We start from the raw sequence: 17,643 nt of genomic DNA, 5'->3' as shown, positions 1-17,643 counted from the left end.
CCCTTCGGGGCGCTCACACCGGCGGCCAAGGGATCGCGGGCCACTGACCGCTCGGCTCGCGGTGCCGTCCCCGAAGGGGCGCGGGGAACTGCGCGATCGGCCACGACGCGCCCGCAGTCGAGGTGCTCGGGGCTGCGCCCCGGACCCCTGGGTAGTGCGTCGGCTGCAGGCCGTCGGGGGCTGGTCGCGCAGTTCCCCACGCCCCTTACGGGGCACGTGGTGACCGTGGACCGCGTTCAACTAGCGGCAGTGTTCAACTGCCGCAAGACGGCAAGTTCGGCCAACCACCGGATCCGGTTCGTATCCGGAAGCCGCGTCCGGTTACGCTCGGGGCATGCATGCCTGGCCCGCTTCCGAGGTGCCCGCCCTGCCTGGCAGTGGCCGCGACCTCAGGATCCACGACACCGCGACCGGCGGACGGGTGACCCTCGCCCCCGGTCCCGTCGCCCGTATCTACGTCTGCGGCATCACGCCGTACGACGCCACCCACATGGGGCACGCGGCGACCTACAACGCGTTCGACCTCGTGCAGCGCGTGTGGCTCGACACCAAGCGGCAGGTTCACTACGTCCAGAACGTCACCGACGTGGACGACCCGCTGCTGGAGCGGGCCGTGCGCGACGGCGAGGACTGGACGGCCCTCGCCGAGCGCGAGACGGCCCTCTTCCGCGAGGACATGACCGCCCTGCGGATGCTGCCCCCGCAGCACTACGTGGGCGCCGTGGAGTCGATACCGAAGATCGTTCCCCTGGTGGAGCGGCTGCGCGACGCCGGTGCCGCCTACGAGCTCGACGGCGACATCTACTTCTCCGTCGCCTCCGACCCGTCCTTCGGCGGCGTCTCCCACCTCGACGCCGAGGCGATGCGGCTGCTGTCCGCCGAGCGCGGCGGCGACCCGGAGCGTCCCGGCAAGAAGAACCCCGTCGACCCGATGCTGTGGATGGCCGCCCGCCCGGGCGAGCCCAGCTGGGACGGCGCCTCGCTCGGCCCGGGCCGGCCCGGCTGGCACATCGAGTGCGTCGCCATCGCCCTGGACCACCTGGGCATGGGCTTCGACGTGCAGGGCGGCGGCTCCGACCTGATCTTCCCGCACCACGAGATGGGCGCCTCGCACGCGCAGGCGCTCACCGGCGAGCACCCCTTCGCCAAGACCTATGTGCACGCGGGCATGGTCGCTCTCGACGGCGCGAAGATGTCCAAGTCCAAGGGCAACCTGGTCTTCGTCTCCAAGCTGCGCCGCGACGGCGTCGACCCGGCCGCCGTCCGGCTCACCCTGCTGGCCCACCACTACCGCGCCGACTGGGAGTGGACGGACTCGGTCCTCGACGAGGCCGTGGAGCGCCTGGACCGCTGGCGCGCCGCCGTCTCGCGCCCCGACGGCCCGTCCGCGGACGCGCTCGTCGAGGAGATCCGCGAGGCCCTCGCCGACGACCTGGACGCCCCGGCCGCCCTGGCCGCCGTCGACCGCTGGGCCGCGGCCCAGGCCGCGGACGGCGGGACGGACCCGGGTGCGCCCGGTCTGGTCTCACGGGCCGTGGACGCGCTGCTGGGCGTGGCGCTGTAGCCGTCTGAACTGCTTTCCGGGGCGCTCTCTGCTGTGCAGGGGGCGCCCCGGACGCATGTGCGGGAAAGTCCAGGAGCGTGTGACGCGAGTCCATGGTCGTCGGGGTGCCGGGCGCACTATGCACGCGAGCATGACAACACGCAGACTTCGCAGACGACTGAGGGCAGTGGTGGCAGGCACCCTGCTCGGCCTGGCGGCCGCGGCGGCCGGCCCGGCGGGCAGTGCGCACGCCGGCCCGCCGGACCCGCCGGAGCGCACGACGGTGGGCGACGTCACGGGCTTCGAGGCCGAAGGCTCGGCGGCCTACCGGCTGACGGCGGGCGGGGCGGCGGCCCGGGTCACCTTCGTCTCCCCGGAGACCTTCCGGGTCGAACTCGCGCCGGACGGCACCTTCACCGACCCCACGGGCAAGGACATCGTGCTGCCGCAGGGCACCCCGCCGCGCACCCGCTGGAAGGAGAAGGCCGACCGCTACGAGCTGAGTACGTCGGCGGTCACCCTGCGCGCGTACAAGGCACCACTGCGCTTCGCGCTGTACCGCGCGGACGGCACGCGCGTGTGGTCGGAGACCAAGGGCCTGACGTGGGACAAGGACAGCACCACCCAGACGCTCGCGCGCGGCGCGGACGAACAGTTCTACGGCGCCGGAATGCAGAACGGCCGGGGCAGCACCTCGCACCGCGACAAGACCGTCGAAGTCGGAGTCGACTACAACTGGGACGACGGCGGCCACCCCAACTCGGTGCCGTTCTACCTGTCGTCGGCGGGATACGGAGTCTTCCGCAACACGTACGCGCCGGGCACGTACCGTTTCGACGATCCGGTGACCGCCACGGAGAAGGAACACCGCTTCGACGCCTACTACTTCGCGGGCGGGACACCGAAGGACGTCATCGGGCAGTACACGAAACTGACCGGACGGCCCTTCCTGCCTCCGCTCTACGGCCTGGAGATCGGCGACTCGGACTGCTACCTGCACAACAAGAACCGCGGTGAACGGCACACGCTGGACGCCCTGAAGGTGGCCGACGGCTACAAGGCCGCCGACATGCCGCTCGGCTGGATGCTCGTCAACGACGGCTACGGGTGCGGCTACGAGAACCTGGGCGAGGCCGACAAGGGCCTGGGAGACCGCAAGGCGGCGATGGGCCTGTGGACCGAGGACGGTCTGACGAAACTGGCCGACCAGGTGAAGTCCGGCCAGCGGGTGGCCAAACTGGACGTGGCCTGGGTCGGCGACGGCTACAAGTTCGCGCTCGACGGCTGCAAGGACGCGTACAAGGGCATCGAGGACAACAGCGACGCCCGCGGCTTCACCTGGGCCCCGGAGAGCTGGTCGGGGGCACAGCGCTGCGGAGTCCAGTGGTCCGGCGACCAGAAGGGTTCGTGGGACTACATCCGCTGGCAGATCCCGACGTATGCCGGTGCGACGATGTCGGGCCTGGCGTACACGACGGGGGACGTGGACGGCATCTTCGCCGGCAGCCCGAAGACGTATGTCCGCGACCTGCAGTGGAAGACGTTCCTCCCGTCCGTGATGACGATGGACGGCTGGGCACCGAGCGACAAGCAGCCGTGGCGTTACGGCGATCCGTACACGTCCATCAACCGCAAGTACTTGAAGCTGAAGGAAGCGCTGCTGCCGTACATGTACACGTACGCGGCACAGGCGGCACGCACGGGCGTGGGTCCGGTGCGGCCGCTGGCCCTGGAGTACCCGCACGATGCGAAGGCGGCGTCGGACGCGGCGAAGTACGAGTTCCTGGCGGGGGAGTACTTCCTGGTGGCGCCGGTGTACGAGGACAAGGAGGTGCGAAACGGCATCTACTTGCCCCAGGGCACCTGGACCGACTACTGGACGGGCCGCACGTACGAGGGTCCGACGACGGTCGACGGCTACCGGGCCCCGCTGGACACGCTGCCGCTGTTCGTGAAGTCCGGTGCGAACGTGCCGATGTGGCCGGGTATCCGCTCGTACCGCGACCGCACGGCGTCGTCGCCGCTGGCGTGGGACGTGTACCCGTCGAAGGGGAAGTCCTCGTTCACGCTGTACGAGGACGACGGCGTGACGCGGGCGCACCGCGCGGGCGCGTACGCCCAGCAGACGCTGACGGCCCGCGGGCCGGGGGAGGCCGGTGACGGTGACACGACGCTCCATGTGACCGCCTCAAAGGGCGAGTTTCGGGGCAAGCAGACGGCACGCCCGTACGAGTTCACGGTGCACATGGGCGCGGGTCCGGACGCGGTGACGGTGGACGGGCACGTACTGCCGCGCCTGGAGTCGCCGGAGGCGTTTGCGGGTGCCGAGCAGGGCTGGTGGTACGACTCGGCGGACCGGGGCGGGGTGGCGCACGTCAAGACGGCTGCGCTGCCGACGGATCGGGGGTTCACGGTGGTGCTGGAGGACTGAGGGGATCGAGGGGAAGATCCCGGGGGCCCAGAGCGTTGTTCGTGATCTCTCGAACAACGGAGGTTGCCATGCCCCTCGTCAGGGTCGACGCCCGCTCCGACAAGCCGGCGGCCGTACTGCAGGCCATCGCGGACGGCGTACACCGTGCGCTCGTTGCCGCGATCGGGATCCCCGACGACGACCGGTTCCAGATCATCAGCACGCACGGCGACGGTGAACTGCTCTTCGACCAGCACTACATGGGCGTGGAGCGGCAGGACGTCGTCTTCGTCCAGATCACACTCGTGCGCGGGCGCACGGACGAGCGCAAGAAGGAGCTGTACCGGCAGATCGTCGCAAACCTCCGGGCGGATGCGGGTATCCGCCCGGAGGACGTGGTCATCACGCTCGTCGAGAACGAGCGCATTGACTGGTCGGTGGGGAATGGGGTGGCGCAGCTGGTGGACGGGGTTTGACAGAAGGTGCCTGTTCGGCCAGCGATTTCCGGCAGCGGAAACCCTCGTGAACGACTCCTGAAAGTGAGGGTTTCCGCTGCCGGAAGCACGTCTCGGCCCCAGTGTGGCTTGGGGTGAGGCAGGGCTGGTCCTGGTGCGTCAGCGGCATGGGACTGCCGCCGTTTCATCCGGCCCTGTCCGGGCGGCGCGGATCGCTTCGATGAAGTCGTCGGGTGAGGTGAGGGTGTTCCATCGTTGCCCGCAGCGGTCGGGGAGGACCCATACCACCCATGATGTAGGGGCCGATGTGGCGGTCGCGAGCCTTGAGATGGGTGATGGCGGCAGTGGCCAGTGTGAAGTCAAGCCGCACCAGGTCCCATTGGCGGCCGGTGAGCAACGGGGCTGTTCTGCCTGCTTCCCAGAGCCTGATGGCTCCGCGGGGGTCGGCGGCAGCTTGGGCGAGCCATGAGTTCAGGCCTTGGGGCACGGGGTTGCTCCGGTGTGTCGGTGGTCGCTCGATGGGTGCTCATCGAGCCTGGCGAGGCTTCAGTCGCCACGTGATGAGACTCCCCGAGAGCAGCGAACTGCGGGATGACCGGCGCGTGTTACCGAGTCGGTAATACGCTCGTTGGTACTGCGGCGCGACGCACATTCGTGTCCCGGACCGCTACGGAAGTTGGGCTCATGGACGCAGGCATTCCCGGCTTGCTCGCTGCAGAAGTCATCGACCGAGACGATGTTCGGCGCGCCTTGCGGGAGCATGACTTCGCTGCTGCTTTCGCCTTGATCAAGAAGTATGGGGCCTGTCCCAGAACCGAATTGCTGCGGCATGCACCCTGACGCCGGGCAAGGTCAGCACGATTATCAACGGGGCACAGAACGGCACCAGCTTCGACGTGATCTGCCGCATCGCAGACGGACTCCGTATCCCGGGAGGGCTCCTCGGCCTTGCGCCGCGCCCTTGGGAGGGCCGGCAGCAGGAGCGGCCGAGCACGTCGGTACAACCTGTCGACCGGCAACCTGCAGATGAAGTTCCGTGGAGGCCACCTGCGACCGTCGACCTGGCTGCACACCTGACGCGGAGCGATCTCGTGATGGACCGACGCGCGATCGCGCGAGCTCTCGCGGCGGCAGCAGCGACCGGTGCAGTGTTGCTCGACCCGCTCGAAGGTTGGCTCCAGCCTGTCGCGTCCTGTGACGGGCCGTCCCGGCGAGGGCGCCTCGGCATGCGGGAAGTCCAGGAGCTGGAACTGACTGCTGAGGCCTTCCGCCGCTGGGACCACCAGTACGGAGGAGGCCTTCGCTACAAGGCCGTACTGGGACAGCTCTCCGAGGTCGCGGGCTCCCTGGATGAGCGTCAGGCTCCTGCTGTTGAACGACGTCTGTACTCGGTAATGGCGCAGCTGGCCGGTACTGCCGCGACCATGGCGTGGGACTCCGGTCTGCAACGTCGTGCACAGGACTACTACCGACTTGCTTTACGAGCCGCCCATGCCGGCGGTGACACTCCGTTCGGCGCCAACGTACTGGCAGGCATGGCAAGGCAGATGCTGTACCAGGACCGGCCCCAGGACGCGCTTGAGCTCGTGCGCCTTGCACAGGACGGTGTACGGGGTGCTGCAGGACCACGGCTCCGTGCCATGCTCCACACCCGAGAGGCCTGGGCGCTTTCGGCCATGGGCAGGGTTGCTGCCTTTCGCAGGGCAACTGTCCAGGCCAGGGAGGTACTTGCCGAATCCGAAGGCGCGGATGAAGAGCCGTACTGGATTTCGTACTTCGAAGAGGCCGAACTCGCGGGCGTCACGGGCGGTCGCCTCCTCGACCTTGCGCGACAGGATGCGAGCGCGCATGCAGACGCCGCAGCTCGGGAGATCCGGGAGGCTCTCGACCGCAGAGGACAGGAAGCCGGGCGCAGCCACGCCCTGGATTGGGCCGGGCTTGCGGAATGCCACTTCCTCATGGGCGATGTGGCCGGGGCCGTAACGCAGACCCATCAGGCGATCGACGCAGCTCGCCTGACACAGTCCGGGCGTGTCCGCGCCCAGTTGGGGGTTCTCTATCCCTACACCGTCGGACACAGCGCATCGCGGCCTTTGCGCGAGGCGCGCGATAGGATCCGCGATCTGCTGTCCAGCTGACGAGGGAGTACGACATGACCACCATCGCCGTGACCGGGCACATGGACCTCACCGAGGCAACCACCGCGCTCGTGCGCTCTGAACTGCGCGAGATGCTGCGTGCGCACAGCGACGGGCAATTGGTCGGTCTCTCGTGCATCGCCCGCGGCTCGGACAGCCTCTTCGCCGAAGCGCTTCTCGAGGCCGGCGGCCGCCTGATCGTTGTCCTGCCTTCGCGTGACTACCGGCAGGTCAAGGTTAAGCCGGATCATGCGCCGCTCTTCGACCGTCTCGTGGAGGCTGCTGACGAGGTTCTCGTCATGCCGTACGAGACGGCCAACCGACAGGCGTACGAGGCCGCAAACCAGGTTCTGCTGGAGCGCGCGGACCGCATTGTGGCCGTCTGGAACGGCGAGCCCCCGTCGGGGAAGGGCGGCGGCACCGCAGACGTCGTCCTGCAGGCTCGGGGGGCCGGTCTTCCGGTCGACGTCGTCTGGCCTGAAGGAGCTGCTCGGCAAGGGTGAAGCCACATAAGAGGTTCTCACCGCATTCGCCCATGGCTGGTTACCTCCAGCAGTAAAGAGGTGCCTACGAGCGCAGCTTCGTGCTCAACCTGCCAAGTGTGTCTGGCTGTTCCTTGTGCTGCGACCGTAGCCACACGCTCATCGGCGCCTCTCTCCTGCAGCCCGTGCCTGATATGTGCAGTCCCGCAGCGTGCCGATCTGGCGCAGCAGTGGGCAGGCCTGTCAGCCGAGGCGAGCACATGGGTACGGGTACTCAACTCCGCATCAGGCCGGCTGTGGCGAGCGCCCCTGTTCTTGCCATGTTGGAAAGTACTTGCCATTCTGGAAAGTAGCGTAGGCGGAAGCGAGGGGGAGTCATGCATGAGTTCACCGATGCCAGGGTGACGTTGGCGCGGGCTGCCGGTCTGGAGACGGCGGCGCGGGGTCGGAGCGGCTGGTATGCGCGCTATCTGTGGGCGTTCGCTGCTTGGCAGTTGGTCCTTGTCCCGGTTTCCGTGCTGTGGCACGGCTTCGCCTCGTCCTTGGTCTACGGGCCGGCCAATGCGCTCCTTGTGGTGGGGCTGAGCCTGTATGCCGCACGGCAGCGCGCGGTGCGTCGTGGCTTCGGCGTCAAGCACGGGGTGGTGATGGGATCCTGGGCCGCCGTCTTCGTACTGGCGGTCACGCTCGGGAACACGGTGTTCGTGAACAGCCCGGCCTTCGCAGTGGCAGCCACGTCGGCGTGTGTGCTGCCGCCCGCGGCGGGAGCCTGGCTCGAGATGCGGCGGTCGTCGTGACGGCAGAGGGGATCCCCGCCGGTCCCCAGGGCCGCCATCCTCGGCATGCCCTCGTGCCTTTGCTCAACGCGCCCGTGCGCTTGTCGGTGGTGGCCGCTCTGGCCCCGGTGGACAAGGCCGAGTTCGGCTTTGTGCGCGACCTGGTCGAGGTCTCCGACTCGGTCCTCTCCAAGCAGGTGTCGGCGCTGGAAGAGGCGGGCTGGGTGGCCGTCCAGAAGGGCCGGGCCGGTCGGCGGCCGCGGACGTGGCTCTCCCTGACCGCCGAGGGACGAGCCGTCTATCAGCAGCATTTGGCAGCGTTGAGAGACATTGCCGCGGGATATTCGGGCTGAAGGCCGTGCTGCTATGGTGCGCCGATGTCGTTGATCAAACGGTTCCAAGTCACCTTCGACTGCGCAGAACCTGAGCGCGTCGCCCGTTTCTGGTGCGAGGTGTTGGGGTACGTCGTACCGCCGCCACCGGAGGGGTTCGCCACGTGGGACGAGTTCGATCGCTCGCTGCCACCCGAGCGGCAGGGTGCGGCGTTCTCCTGCAGTGATCCCTCGGGCGTTGGCCCGCGACTGTACTTCCAGCGCGTTCCCGAAGGCAAGGTCGTCAAGAATCGGGTGCATCTTGACGTGCGGGTCGGCACCGGACTCGTGGGTGAAGAGCGCCTCGCCGCACTCGAGGCCGAGTGCGCACGGCTGGTCGCGCTCGGCGCGGTACGCGTGCAACTGCTGCTTGCCGATGACGAAAACGAGTCGTGCATCGTGATGCAGGACATCGAGGGCAACGAGTTCTGCCTCGACTGAGCATCCTTCGGGGGCCGGGGGGCGCCGCCCCCGGCCCTTCAACGCCCTACCGCGCGTTGAAGTACTTCGCCTCCGGATGGTGAATCACGATCGCATCCGTCGACTGCTCCGGGTGCAACTGGAACTCCTCCGACAGCTGCACCCCGATCCGCTCCGGCCGCAGCAGGTCCGCAATCTTGGCGCGGTCCTCCAGATCCGGGCACGCCCCGTAACCCAGCGAGAAGCGGGCGCCCCGGTACTTCAGGGCGAACATGTCCTCCACGTCCGCCGGGTCCTCGCCCGCGAAGCCCAGTTCGGCCCGTACGCGCGCGTGCCAGTACTCGGCCAGTGCTTCCGCCAACTGGACGGAGAGGCCGTGGAGTTCGAGGTAGTCGCGGTAGGAGTCGGAGGCGAACAGTCTTGCCGTCTCCTCGCCGATCCGTGAGCCCATCGTCACGACCTGCAGCCCGACCACGTCCGTCTCGCCGGACTCCTCCGGGCGGAAGAAGTCCGCCAGGCACAGGCGGCGGCCGCGGCGCTGGCGCGGGAAGGTGAAGCGGGTGCGTTCGGTGCCGTCCTCGTGGAGGAGGATGAGGTCGTCGCCCTTGCTCACGCACGGGAAGTAGCCGTAGACGACGGCCGCTTCCAGCAGGTTCTCGGTCTGGAGTTTGTCCAGGAGGCCGCGCAGGCGGGGGCGGCCCTCGGTGTCCGCCAGTTCCTCGTAGGTCGGCCCGCCGGTGCGGGCCTGTTTCAGGCCCCACTGGCCCTTGAACAGTGCGCCCTCGTCCAGCCAGGAGGCGTAGTCCTTGAGCGGGATGCCCTTGACCACGCGCGTGCCCCAGAAGGGGGGTTCGGGCACGCGGTTGTCGGTGGCCACGTCGGAGCGGACCGAGCCCTCGGGCTCGTCCACCTCCAGGACCGCGGTCTCCCGCTTCGGCACCCGGCGCTGCTTGAGTTCCGGGAGTGTCGCTCCCGGAACGCCCCGCTTGACGGCGATGAGGGCGTCCATGAGGTGCAGGCCCTCGAACGCGTCGCGGGCGTAGCGGACTTCGCCTTCGTAGATCTCGTGGAGGTCCTGCTCGACGTACGCGCGCGTGAGCGCGGCGCCGCCCAGGATCACCGGGTAGGTGGCGGCCAGCTTGCGCTGGTTGAGCTCCTCCAGGTTCTCCTTCATGATCACGGTGGATTTCACCAGCAGCCCGGACATGCCGATGACGTCGGCCCGGTGCTCCTCCGCGGCCTCCAGGATCGCCGAGACCGGCTGCTTGATGCCCAGATTGACCACGTTGTAGCCGTTGTTGGAGAGGATGATGTCCACGAGGTTCTTGCCGATGTCGTGGACGTCGCCGCGGACGGTGGCCAGCACGATCGTGCCCTTGCCCTCCGCATCGCTCTTCTCCATGTGCGGTTCCAGGTAGGCCACGGCCGACTTCATGACCTCGGCGGACTGCAGCACGAACGGCAGCTGCATCTGGCCCGAGCCGAAGAGCTCGCCGACGACCTTCATGCCCGCCAGCAGCGTGTCGTTGACGATCTCCAGTGCCGGGCGCCCGTCCAGCGCCGCGTCCAGGTCGGCCTCCAGGCCGTTCTTCTCGCCGTCGATGATGCGCCGCTGCAGGCGCTCCTCCAGCGGGAGCGCGGCCAGCTCCTCCGCCTTGCCTGCCTTCATGGACTTGGTGTCCACGCCCTCGAAGAGCTCCAGGAACCGCTGCAGCGGGTCGTAGCCCTCGCGCCGCCGGTCGTGGATCAGGTCCAGAGCGACCTCACGCTGCTCGTCCTCCAGGCGGGCGATCGGCAGGATCTTGCTCGCGTGCACGATCGCGGAGTCCAGGCCCGCCTCGACGCACTCGTTGAGGAAGACCGAGTTGAGGACCATGCGGGCGGCCGGGTTGAGGCCGAAGGAGATGTTCGACAGGCCCAGCGTCGTCTGGACGTCCGGGTGGCGGCGCTTGAGCTCGCGGATGGCCTCGATGGTGGCGATGCCGTCCTTGCGGGACTCCTCCTGGCCGGTGGCGATGGTGAAGGTGAGGCAGTCGACGATGATGTCCGACTCCTGCACGCCCCAGTTGCCCGTCAGGTCCGCGATCAGCCGCTCCGCGACCGCCACCTTGTGCTCGGGCGTACGGGCCTGCCCGTCCTCGTCGATGGTCAGGGCGATCAGCGCCGCGCCGTGCTCGACCGCGAGGCGGGTGATGCGCGCGAAACGGGAGTCGGGGCCGTCGCCGTCCTCGTAGTTGACGGAGTTGATCACGGCGCGGCCGCCCAGCTTCTCCAGGCCCGCCCGGATGACGGCGGGCTCCGTGGAGTCCAGCACGATCGGCAGGGTGGAGGCGGTCGCGAAACGGCCGGCGATCTCGGCCATGTCGGCCACACCGTCGCGGCCGACGTAGTCCACGCACACATCCAGCAGGTGGGCGCCCTCGCGGATCTGCTCGCGGGCCATCTCCACACAGTCGTCCCAGCGGCCGTCCAGCATGGCCTCGCGGAACTTCTTCGAGCCGTTGGCGTTGGTGCGTTCACCGATCGCCAGGTACGAGGTGTCCTGGCGGAAGGGCACGCTCTGGTAGAGGGAGGAGGCGCCGGGCTCGGGGCGCGGGCTGCGCTCGGCGGGCTGCAGGCTGCGCACCCGCTCCACGACCTGGCGCAGGTGCTCCGGCGTCGTACCGCAGCAGCCGCCCACCAGCGACAGCCCGTACTCCTTCACGAACGTCTCGTGCGCGTCCGCCAGTTCGGCGGGGGAGAGCGGGTAGTGCGCGCCGTCCTTGCCCAGCACCGGCAGACCGGCGTTCGGCATCGCCGAGACACGGGTGCGGGCGTGCCGCGAGAGATAGCGCAGGTGCTCGCTCATCTCGGCCGGGCCGGTCGCGCAGTTGAGGCCGATCATGTCGATGCCCAGCGGCTCCAGCGCCGTGAGCGCCGCACCGATCTCCGAGCCGAGCAGCATCGTGCCCGTCGTCTCCACCGTCACCTGCACCAGCAGCGGCAGATCGGCGCCCGCCGCCGCCATGGCGCGCCGGGCACCGATGACCGAGGCCTTGGTCTGCAGCAGGTCCTGGGTGGTCTCCACCAGGATCGCGTCCGCGCCGCCGGCCACCAGGCCCTCGACGTTCTGCTGGTAGGCGTCGCGCAGCACGGTGAAAGGGGCGTGACCCAGCGTCGGCAGCTTGGTGCCCGGGCCCACCGAGCCCAGCACCCAGCGGGTGCGGCCGTCGGCGGCGGTGAATCCGTCCGCCACCTCACGGGCGATACGGGCACCGGCCTCGGACAGCTCGAAGACACGGTCCGGGATCTCGTACTCGCCCAGCGCCGCATGGTTGGCACCGAAGGTGTTGGTCTCCACGCAGTCCACACCCACCGCGAAGTAGGCCTCGTGCACCGAGCGCACGATGTCGGGGCGGGTGACGTTGAGGATCTCGTTGCAGCCTTCGAGCTGCTGGAAGTCCTCCAGCGACGGATCCTGCGCCTGGAGCATCGTGCCCATCGCACCGTCGGCCACCACCACTCGGGTGGCGAGGGCCTCACGCAACTGCTCGGCTCGGGGGACACGGACGGACGATGGCGTATGCGAGGCCATGGGGATGCTCCCGGGTGTGCGACGGCTGTCGGCTTTGCGCTCCTCCTGCAGAGGGCGCACGCCGCAAGCGTAGCTGCAGGGAAGGCGGGAAGCCGAGGGCATTCCATGCTGTGGACAGGGCACTACAGCCGCGCTATCCCGGCGCTATGCCGGAGCTTGACGTTCCGGTCGGCGTTCCGGGTCCACCCGGAGGAACCCGCTCCGCGATCATGATCACGTCGCTGTCCGCTACCTCTTGGTCGGCATCGGCCGATAGTGTTCAGCAATGCCGAACGGCATGCTGGTGGAGGAGGTTTCCCCGATGGCACGGACCATCCAGTCGCTCGAACGCGCAGCGGCGATGCTGCGGCTGCTCGCGGGCGGCGAGCGGCGGCTGGGCCTGTCCGACGTGGCCTCCGCGCTGGGGCTGGCCAAGGGTACGGCGCACGGCATCCTGCGCACCCTCCAGCAGGAGGGCTTCGTCGAGCAGGACCCCGCCTCCGGCCGCTATCAGCTGGGCGCCGAGCTGCTCCGGCTCGGCAACAGCTATCTGGACGTGCACGAGCTGCGGGCGCGCGCCCTGGTCTGGGCCGACGACCTGGCCCGCTCCAGCGGCGAGAGCGTCTATCTGGGCGTGCTCCACCAGCAGGGCGTGCTGATCATCCACCACGTCTTCCGTCCCGACGACAGCCGCCAGGTGCTGGAGGTCGGCGCGATGCAGCCGCTGCACAGCACCGCCCTGGGCAAGGTGCTGTGCGCCTACGACCCGGTGGCGCACGCCGAGCTGGCCGAGGCCGAGCGGGAGGCCTTCACCCCGCAGACCGTGACGGCCATGCCCGATCTGGAGGGCGTGCTGGACCTGACCCGGGCGCGCGGCTGGGCGGCGGACGTGGAGGAGACCTGGGCCGGGGTGGCCTCGGTGGCCGCGCCGATCCACGACCGGCGGCGGATGCCGGTCGGTGCCGTGGGGATCACGGGGGCCGTGGAGCGGGTATGCGAAGACGGTGAACTCAGGGCGCGGCTGGTCGCCGCGGTGCGTGACTGTGCGCGGGCCGTCTCCCGCGATCTGGGCGCCGGGCGCTTCTGAGGGGCGCCTCCGGCGGCCCCTCCCGGGGTGCTGTCGGAGGCTCCCGGCGGGGCTCTCGACGGGCCTTCCGAGACCCCCTCGTTACCGGTCGGTATCCGAACGTAGATTTACGGCCAGTTGGCCGAGAGTTTCCCGTCACACCTCCCTTGACGTGCCCTTAACCGTCCAGAAAACTGCCGTTCATCGGTCGGCATTGTCGAACACCTACCGACATATTCGCTATGGTGTGCAGTGCCACGGGACCGATCACCACCCTCTCGGAGGGTGCGGACCACCGGATGGACCCGGGGTTCGCCTTCCCCTGGACGAAGGACAAAGGAGTCGCGGGTGTCCAGCTCCGACATCTTCACCGGTGAGACCATCGGTACCGCGGTATTGATTCTGCTCGGCGGCGGCGTCTGCGCCGCCGTCACTCTGAAGCGTTCCAAGGCACAGAACGCGGGCTGGCTGGCCATCACCTTCGGGTGGGGCTTCGCCGTGCTGGCCGGTGCCTACATCGGCAGCAAGTCCGGTGCGCACCTGAACCCGGCCGTCACCATCGGCCTGGCCGTCGACGGCCAGGTCAAGTGGAGCGACGTGCCCCTCTACATCGGCTCCCAGATGCTGGGCGCGATGATCGGCGCCACGCTGGTGTGGCTCGCCTACCACGGGCAGTTCAAGGCGCACCTGACCGATGACGAGATCGTCGGCAGCCTCAACCCCCACGAGGGCATGGTCGACCAGACCGCCGAGCCGCAGGCCGGCCCGGTGCTGGGCATCTTCTCGACGGGCCCCGAGGTCCGCAACGTCGTGCAGAACCTGGTGACCGAGATCATCGCCACCACGGTGCTGGTGCTCTTCATCCTCACCATGGGCCTCACCAAGGGTCTGGCCACCAGTGGCACCGGCACGCTGATGGTCGCCCTCGTGGTCGTCGGCATCGGCCTCTCGCTCGGCGGTCCCACCGGATACGCGATCAACCCCGCCCGTGACCTCGGCCCCCGCATCGTGCACGCGCTGCTGCCGCTGCCGAACAAGGGCGGCTCCGACTGGAGCTACGCCTGGATCCCCGTCGTCGGCCCGATCGTCGGCGGCGCCCTCGCCGCAGGCATCCACCAGCTCGCGTTCTGACGCACCCGCCGAGACCTTCAGACTCCCAGGAGCAGACACCAATGAGCACCACCGACAGCCACGACACCCACGCCATCGGCCCGTTCATCGCGGCGATCGACCAGGGCACCACCTCCTCCCGCTGCATCGTCTTCGACCGCGACGGCCGCATCGTCTCCGTCGACCAGAAGGAGCACGAGCAGATCTTCCCGAAGCCGGGCTGGGTCGAGCACGACGCCACGGAGATCTGGCGCAACGTCCAGGAGGTCGTCGCCGGCGCCGTCGAGAAGGCGGGCATCACCGCCGCCGACGTCAAGGCCATCGGCATCACCAACCAGCGTGAGACCACGCTGATGTGGGACAAGAACACCGGTGAGCCCGTCCACAACGCCATCGTCTGGCAGGACACCCGCACCGACGGCCTGTGCAAGGAGCTCGGCCGCAACGTCGGCCAGGACCGCTTCCGCCGCGAGACCGGCCTCCCGCTGGCCTCCTACTTCTCCGGCCCCAAGGTCCGCTGGCTGCTGGACAACGTCGAGGGCCTGCGCGAGCGCGCGGAGCGCGGCGACATCCTCTTCGGCACCATGGACTCCTGGGTCATCTGGAACCTCACCGGTGGTGTCGACGGCGGTGTGCACGTCACCGACGTCACCAACGCCTCGCGCACCATGCTGATGAACCTGCGCTCCCTGGCCTGGGACGAGCGCATCCTGTCCTCCATGGAGATCCCGGCGGCCGTGCTGCCGGAGATCCGCTCCTCCGCCGAGGTCTACGGCACGGCCAAGGGCGGCGCCCTGGCCGGCGTCCCCGTCGCCTCCGCGCTCGGCGACCAGCAGGCCGCCCTTTTCGGCCAGACCTGCTTCGACCAGGGCGAGGCCAAGTCCACCTACGGCACCGGCACGTTCATGCTGATGAACACCGGCGACGAGCCCGTCCAGTCCTACAACGGCCTGCTGACGACGGTCGGTTACCGCATCGGCGACCAGAAGCCCGTCTACGCCCTCGAGGGCTCCATCGCCGTCACCGGCTCCCTCGTGCAGTGGATGCGCGACCAGATGGGCCTGATCAAGAGCGCCGCCGAGATCGAGACGCTCGCCAGCTCCGTCGAGGACAACGGCGGCGCCTACTTCGTGCCGGCCTTCTCCGGCCTGTTCGCCCCCTACTGGCGCTCCGACGCGCGCGGTGTCATCGCGGGCCTGACCCGCTACGTCACCAAGGCGCACATCGCCCGCGCCGTGCTCGAGGCCACCGCCTGGCAGACCCGCGAGATCACCGACGCCATGACCAAGGACTCCGGCGTCGAGCTGACCGCGCTCAAGGTCGACGGCGGCATGACCTCCAACAACTTGCTGATGCAGACCCTCTCGGACTTCCTGGACGCCCCCGTGGTGCGCCCGATGGTCGCCGAGACCACCTGCCTCGGCGCTGCCTACGCCGCCGGCCTGGCCGTCGGCTTCTGGCCGGACACCGACGCGCTGCGTGCCAACTGGCGCCGCGCCGCCGAGTGGACCCCCCGCATGGACGCGGACACGCGTGACCGCGAGTACAAGTCCTGGCTCAAGGCCGTCGAGCGGACCATGGGCTGGATCGAGGACGAGGAGTAATCATGACAACCCCGCAGAGCGTTCCGACCCTGGGAACGCACCCGGCCGCCGGTGCCAACCCGGGCCGCGCAGAGACCCGGGACCGGCTGTCGAAGGCGACGTACGACCTCCTGGTGATCGGTGGCGGCATCCTGGGCACCTCGGTGGCCTGGCACGCAGCGCAGGCCGGACTGCGGGTCGCCATGGTGGACGCCGGCGACTTCGCCGGCGCCACCTCCTCCGCCTCCTCCAAGCTCGTCCACGGCGGTCTGCGCTACCTGCAGACCGGTGCCGTCAAGCTGGTCGCGGAGAACCACCACGAGCGCCGGGTGCTGGCCAAGGACGTGGCCCCGCACCTGGTCAACCCGCTCACCTTCTACCTGCCGGTCTACAAGGGCGGCCCGGTCGGCGCCGCCAAGCTGGGCGCCGGCGTCTTCGCCTACTCCGCGCTGTCCGCCTTCGGCGACGGCGTCGGCAAGGTGATCACCCCCGCCCGTGCCAAGGCCGACAACCCCGGTCTGCGCACGGACAACCTCAAGGCCGTGGCGGTCTACTACGACCACCAGATGAACGACTCCCGCGTGGCGGTCATGACCGTCCGCGCCGCCGTCGAGTCCGGCGCGGTCGTCCTCAACCACGCCGAGGTCACCGGCCTGCGCTTCACCCACGGCAAGGTCTCCGGCGCCGAGCTCAAGGACCGCACGGACGGCACCGAGTTCGGCATCGACGCCCGCGTGGTGCTCAACGCCACCGGCCCGTGGGTCGACCACCTGCGCACGATGGAGGACAAGGGCGCGGCCCCCTCCATCCGCCTCTCCAAGGGCGCGCACATCGTGATGAAGCGCAAGTCGCCGTGGAAGGCCGCCATGGCCACCCCGATCGACAAGTACCGCATCACCTTCGCCCTGCCCTGGGAGGACCAGCTCCTGCTGGGCACCACCGACACCCAGTACGAGGGCGACCCGGCGGACGTCAGCGCCACCGAGGCCGACATCCAGCAGATCCTGGACGAGGCCGCGTTCTCCATCCAGGACGCCGACCTCGACCGCTCCCTGATGACCTACGCCTTCGCCGGCCTGCGCGTGCTGCCCGGCGGCCCGGGCGACGTCGCCCAGGCCAAGCGCGAGACGGTCGTCAGCGAGGGCAAGGGCGGCATGCTGTCCGTCGCCGGCGGCAAGTGGACCACCTACCGCCACATCGGCCGCACGGTGATGGCCAAGCTGGCCAAGGTGCCCGGCAGCCCGCTGACCGAGGACATGGAGCCCGTCTCCAGCCTGGTCCGCCGCACCCCGCTGCCCGGTGTCGCCAACCCCAACGCCGTCGCCCACCGCCTGCTGGTCGACCGCGAGCCCGGCAGCCGCATGGACCCGCTGACGGCCCGTCACCTGGCCACGCACTACGGCTCGTTGTCCTTCGACATCGCCCGCATGGTCAACGAGAACCCCGAGCTCGGCGAGCGGATCCACCCCGACGGTCCGGAGATCTGGGCCCAGGTCGTCTACGCCCGCGACCACGAGTGGGCCGAGACGGTCGACGACGTGCTGCGCCGCCGCACCACGCTGACGATCCGCGGCCTGGACACGGAGGACGTCCGCGCGCGCGTGAAGGACGTGCTGCACGACAAGGGCTGATCCTCCAGGCTCGAAACCGAGGGGCGGGACACTGCGGTGTCCCGCCCCTCGGGCGCCCTGTAGGGGCGCGGGGAACTGCGCGATCAGCCACGACGTGCCCGCAGT

General features: G+C 69.3%; 13 protein-coding genes. 12 read left to right on the top strand and 1 reads right to left on the bottom strand.

The annotated features are described in order from the left end of the window. Positions 1-334: 334 nt before the first annotated feature. From mshC to ACWD4B_RS26420, 8 genes are all read left to right on the top strand, one after another. A complete protein-coding gene (gene mshC / locus ACWD4B_RS26455) occupies positions 335-1,564 on the top strand; it encodes a cysteine--1-D-myo-inosityl 2-amino-2-deoxy-alpha-D-glucopyranoside ligase (protein ID WP_336415765.1) in 1,230 nt (409 codons plus the stop codon). Positions 1,565-1,733: 169 nt separating this feature from the next. Beyond that, positions 1,734-3,974 carry a glycoside hydrolase family 31 protein gene (locus ACWD4B_RS26450; RefSeq protein WP_451423105.1) on the top strand — a complete coding sequence of 747 codons (2,241 nt, stop codon included), beginning with the start codon at positions 1,734-1,736 and terminating at the stop codon, positions 3,972-3,974. A 68-nt stretch (positions 3,975-4,042) separates the two neighbouring features. Then, positions 4,043-4,429 carry a tautomerase family protein gene (locus ACWD4B_RS26445; protein ID WP_451423104.1) on the top strand — a complete coding sequence of 129 codons (387 nt, stop codon included), beginning with the start codon at positions 4,043-4,045 and terminating at the stop codon, positions 4,427-4,429. 1,205 nt (positions 4,430-5,634) lie between these two features. After that, positions 5,635-6,546, top strand: a complete 912-nt coding sequence (locus ACWD4B_RS26440) for a hypothetical protein (protein ID WP_451423103.1) — start codon at positions 5,635-5,637, stop codon at positions 6,544-6,546. A gap of 14 nt (positions 6,547-6,560) precedes the next feature. Then, positions 6,561-7,049: a hypothetical protein gene (locus ACWD4B_RS26435; protein ID WP_451423102.1), complete on the top strand. Its 489-nt coding sequence runs from the start codon at positions 6,561-6,563 to the stop codon at positions 7,047-7,049. A gap of 356 nt (positions 7,050-7,405) precedes the next feature. Continuing rightward, positions 7,406-7,825, top strand: a complete 420-nt coding sequence (locus tag ACWD4B_RS26430) for a hypothetical protein (protein ID WP_451423101.1) — start codon at positions 7,406-7,408, stop codon at positions 7,823-7,825. Positions 7,826-7,836: 11 nt separating this feature from the next. Next, entirely contained in the window at positions 7,837-8,157 is a 321-nt protein-coding gene (locus ACWD4B_RS26425) for a winged helix-turn-helix domain-containing protein (RefSeq protein ID WP_451423107.1), read from the top strand. A 24-nt stretch (positions 8,158-8,181) separates the two neighbouring features. Next, positions 8,182-8,616, top strand: coding sequence for a VOC family protein (locus tag ACWD4B_RS26420; RefSeq protein ID WP_451423100.1), 435 nt, complete (start codon positions 8,182-8,184; stop codon positions 8,614-8,616). Positions 8,617-8,662: 46 nt separating this feature from the next. Here the strand turns inward: ACWD4B_RS26420 and metH are convergent, their stop codons facing one another. Beyond that, positions 8,663-12,169, bottom strand: coding sequence for a methionine synthase (metH, locus tag ACWD4B_RS26415; protein ID WP_451423106.1), 3,507 nt, complete (start codon positions 12,167-12,169; stop codon positions 8,663-8,665). A 301-nt stretch (positions 12,170-12,470) separates the two neighbouring features. On the opposite strand from metH, the gene ACWD4B_RS26410 reads away from it, so the two are divergent. The 4 genes from ACWD4B_RS26410 to ACWD4B_RS26395 all read left to right on the top strand — a co-directional run bounded on the left by ACWD4B_RS26410 (position 12,471) and on the right by ACWD4B_RS26395 (position 17,538). After that, the gene (locus tag ACWD4B_RS26410; protein WP_336415761.1) at positions 12,471-13,235 is read left to right on the top strand and encodes an IclR family transcriptional regulator; all 765 of its coding nucleotides are present in this window, start codon (positions 12,471-12,473) and stop codon (positions 13,233-13,235) included. Between the two features lie 327 nt (positions 13,236-13,562). Beyond that, the gene (locus tag ACWD4B_RS26405) at positions 13,563-14,345 is read left to right on the top strand and encodes an MIP/aquaporin family protein (RefSeq protein WP_336415760.1); all 783 of its coding nucleotides are present in this window, start codon (positions 13,563-13,565) and stop codon (positions 14,343-14,345) included. Positions 14,346-14,386: 41 nt separating this feature from the next. Further along, positions 14,387-15,928 (top strand): glycerol kinase GlpK, encoded by a 1,542-nt coding sequence (gene glpK / locus ACWD4B_RS26400; protein WP_451423099.1) that lies wholly within the window; start codon positions 14,387-14,389, stop codon positions 15,926-15,928. A 2-nt stretch (positions 15,929-15,930) separates the two neighbouring features. Continuing rightward, complete coding sequence (locus ACWD4B_RS26395; protein ID WP_451423098.1) at positions 15,931-17,538, top strand: FAD-dependent oxidoreductase; 1,608 nt, start codon at positions 15,931-15,933, stop codon at positions 17,536-17,538. Positions 17,539-17,643 lie beyond the last annotated feature (105 nt).

The organism is Streptomyces sp. NPDC002536 (assembly GCF_053594995.1).
Note: the sequence above shows the minus strand (reverse complement) of the source record. Positions and strands in the feature narration are given on the sequence as shown.

Coding starts and splice junctions, on each gene's coding strand:
- mshC (WP_336415765.1), top strand. CDS start 335: ATGCATGCCTGGCCCGCTTCCGAGGTGCCCGCCCTGCCTGGCAGTGGC.
- ACWD4B_RS26445 (WP_451423104.1), top strand. CDS start 4,043: ATGCCCCTCGTCAGGGTCGACGCCCGCTCCGACAAGCCGGCGGCCGTA.
- ACWD4B_RS26440 (WP_451423103.1), top strand. CDS start 5,635: ATGCGGGAAGTCCAGGAGCTGGAACTGACTGCTGAGGCCTTCCGCCGC.
- ACWD4B_RS26435 (WP_451423102.1), top strand. CDS start 6,561: ATGACCACCATCGCCGTGACCGGGCACATGGACCTCACCGAGGCAACC.
- ACWD4B_RS26430 (WP_451423101.1), top strand. CDS start 7,406: ATGCATGAGTTCACCGATGCCAGGGTGACGTTGGCGCGGGCTGCCGGT.
- ACWD4B_RS26420 (WP_451423100.1), top strand. CDS start 8,182: ATGTCGTTGATCAAACGGTTCCAAGTCACCTTCGACTGCGCAGAACCT.
- metH (WP_451423106.1), bottom strand. CDS start 12,169: ATGGCCTCGCATACGCCATCGTCCGTCCGTGTCCCCCGAGCCGAGCAG.
- ACWD4B_RS26410 (WP_336415761.1), top strand. CDS start 12,471: ATGGCACGGACCATCCAGTCGCTCGAACGCGCAGCGGCGATGCTGCGG.
- glpK (WP_451423099.1), top strand. CDS start 14,387: ATGAGCACCACCGACAGCCACGACACCCACGCCATCGGCCCGTTCATC.
- ACWD4B_RS26395 (WP_451423098.1), top strand. CDS start 15,931: ATGACAACCCCGCAGAGCGTTCCGACCCTGGGAACGCACCCGGCCGCC.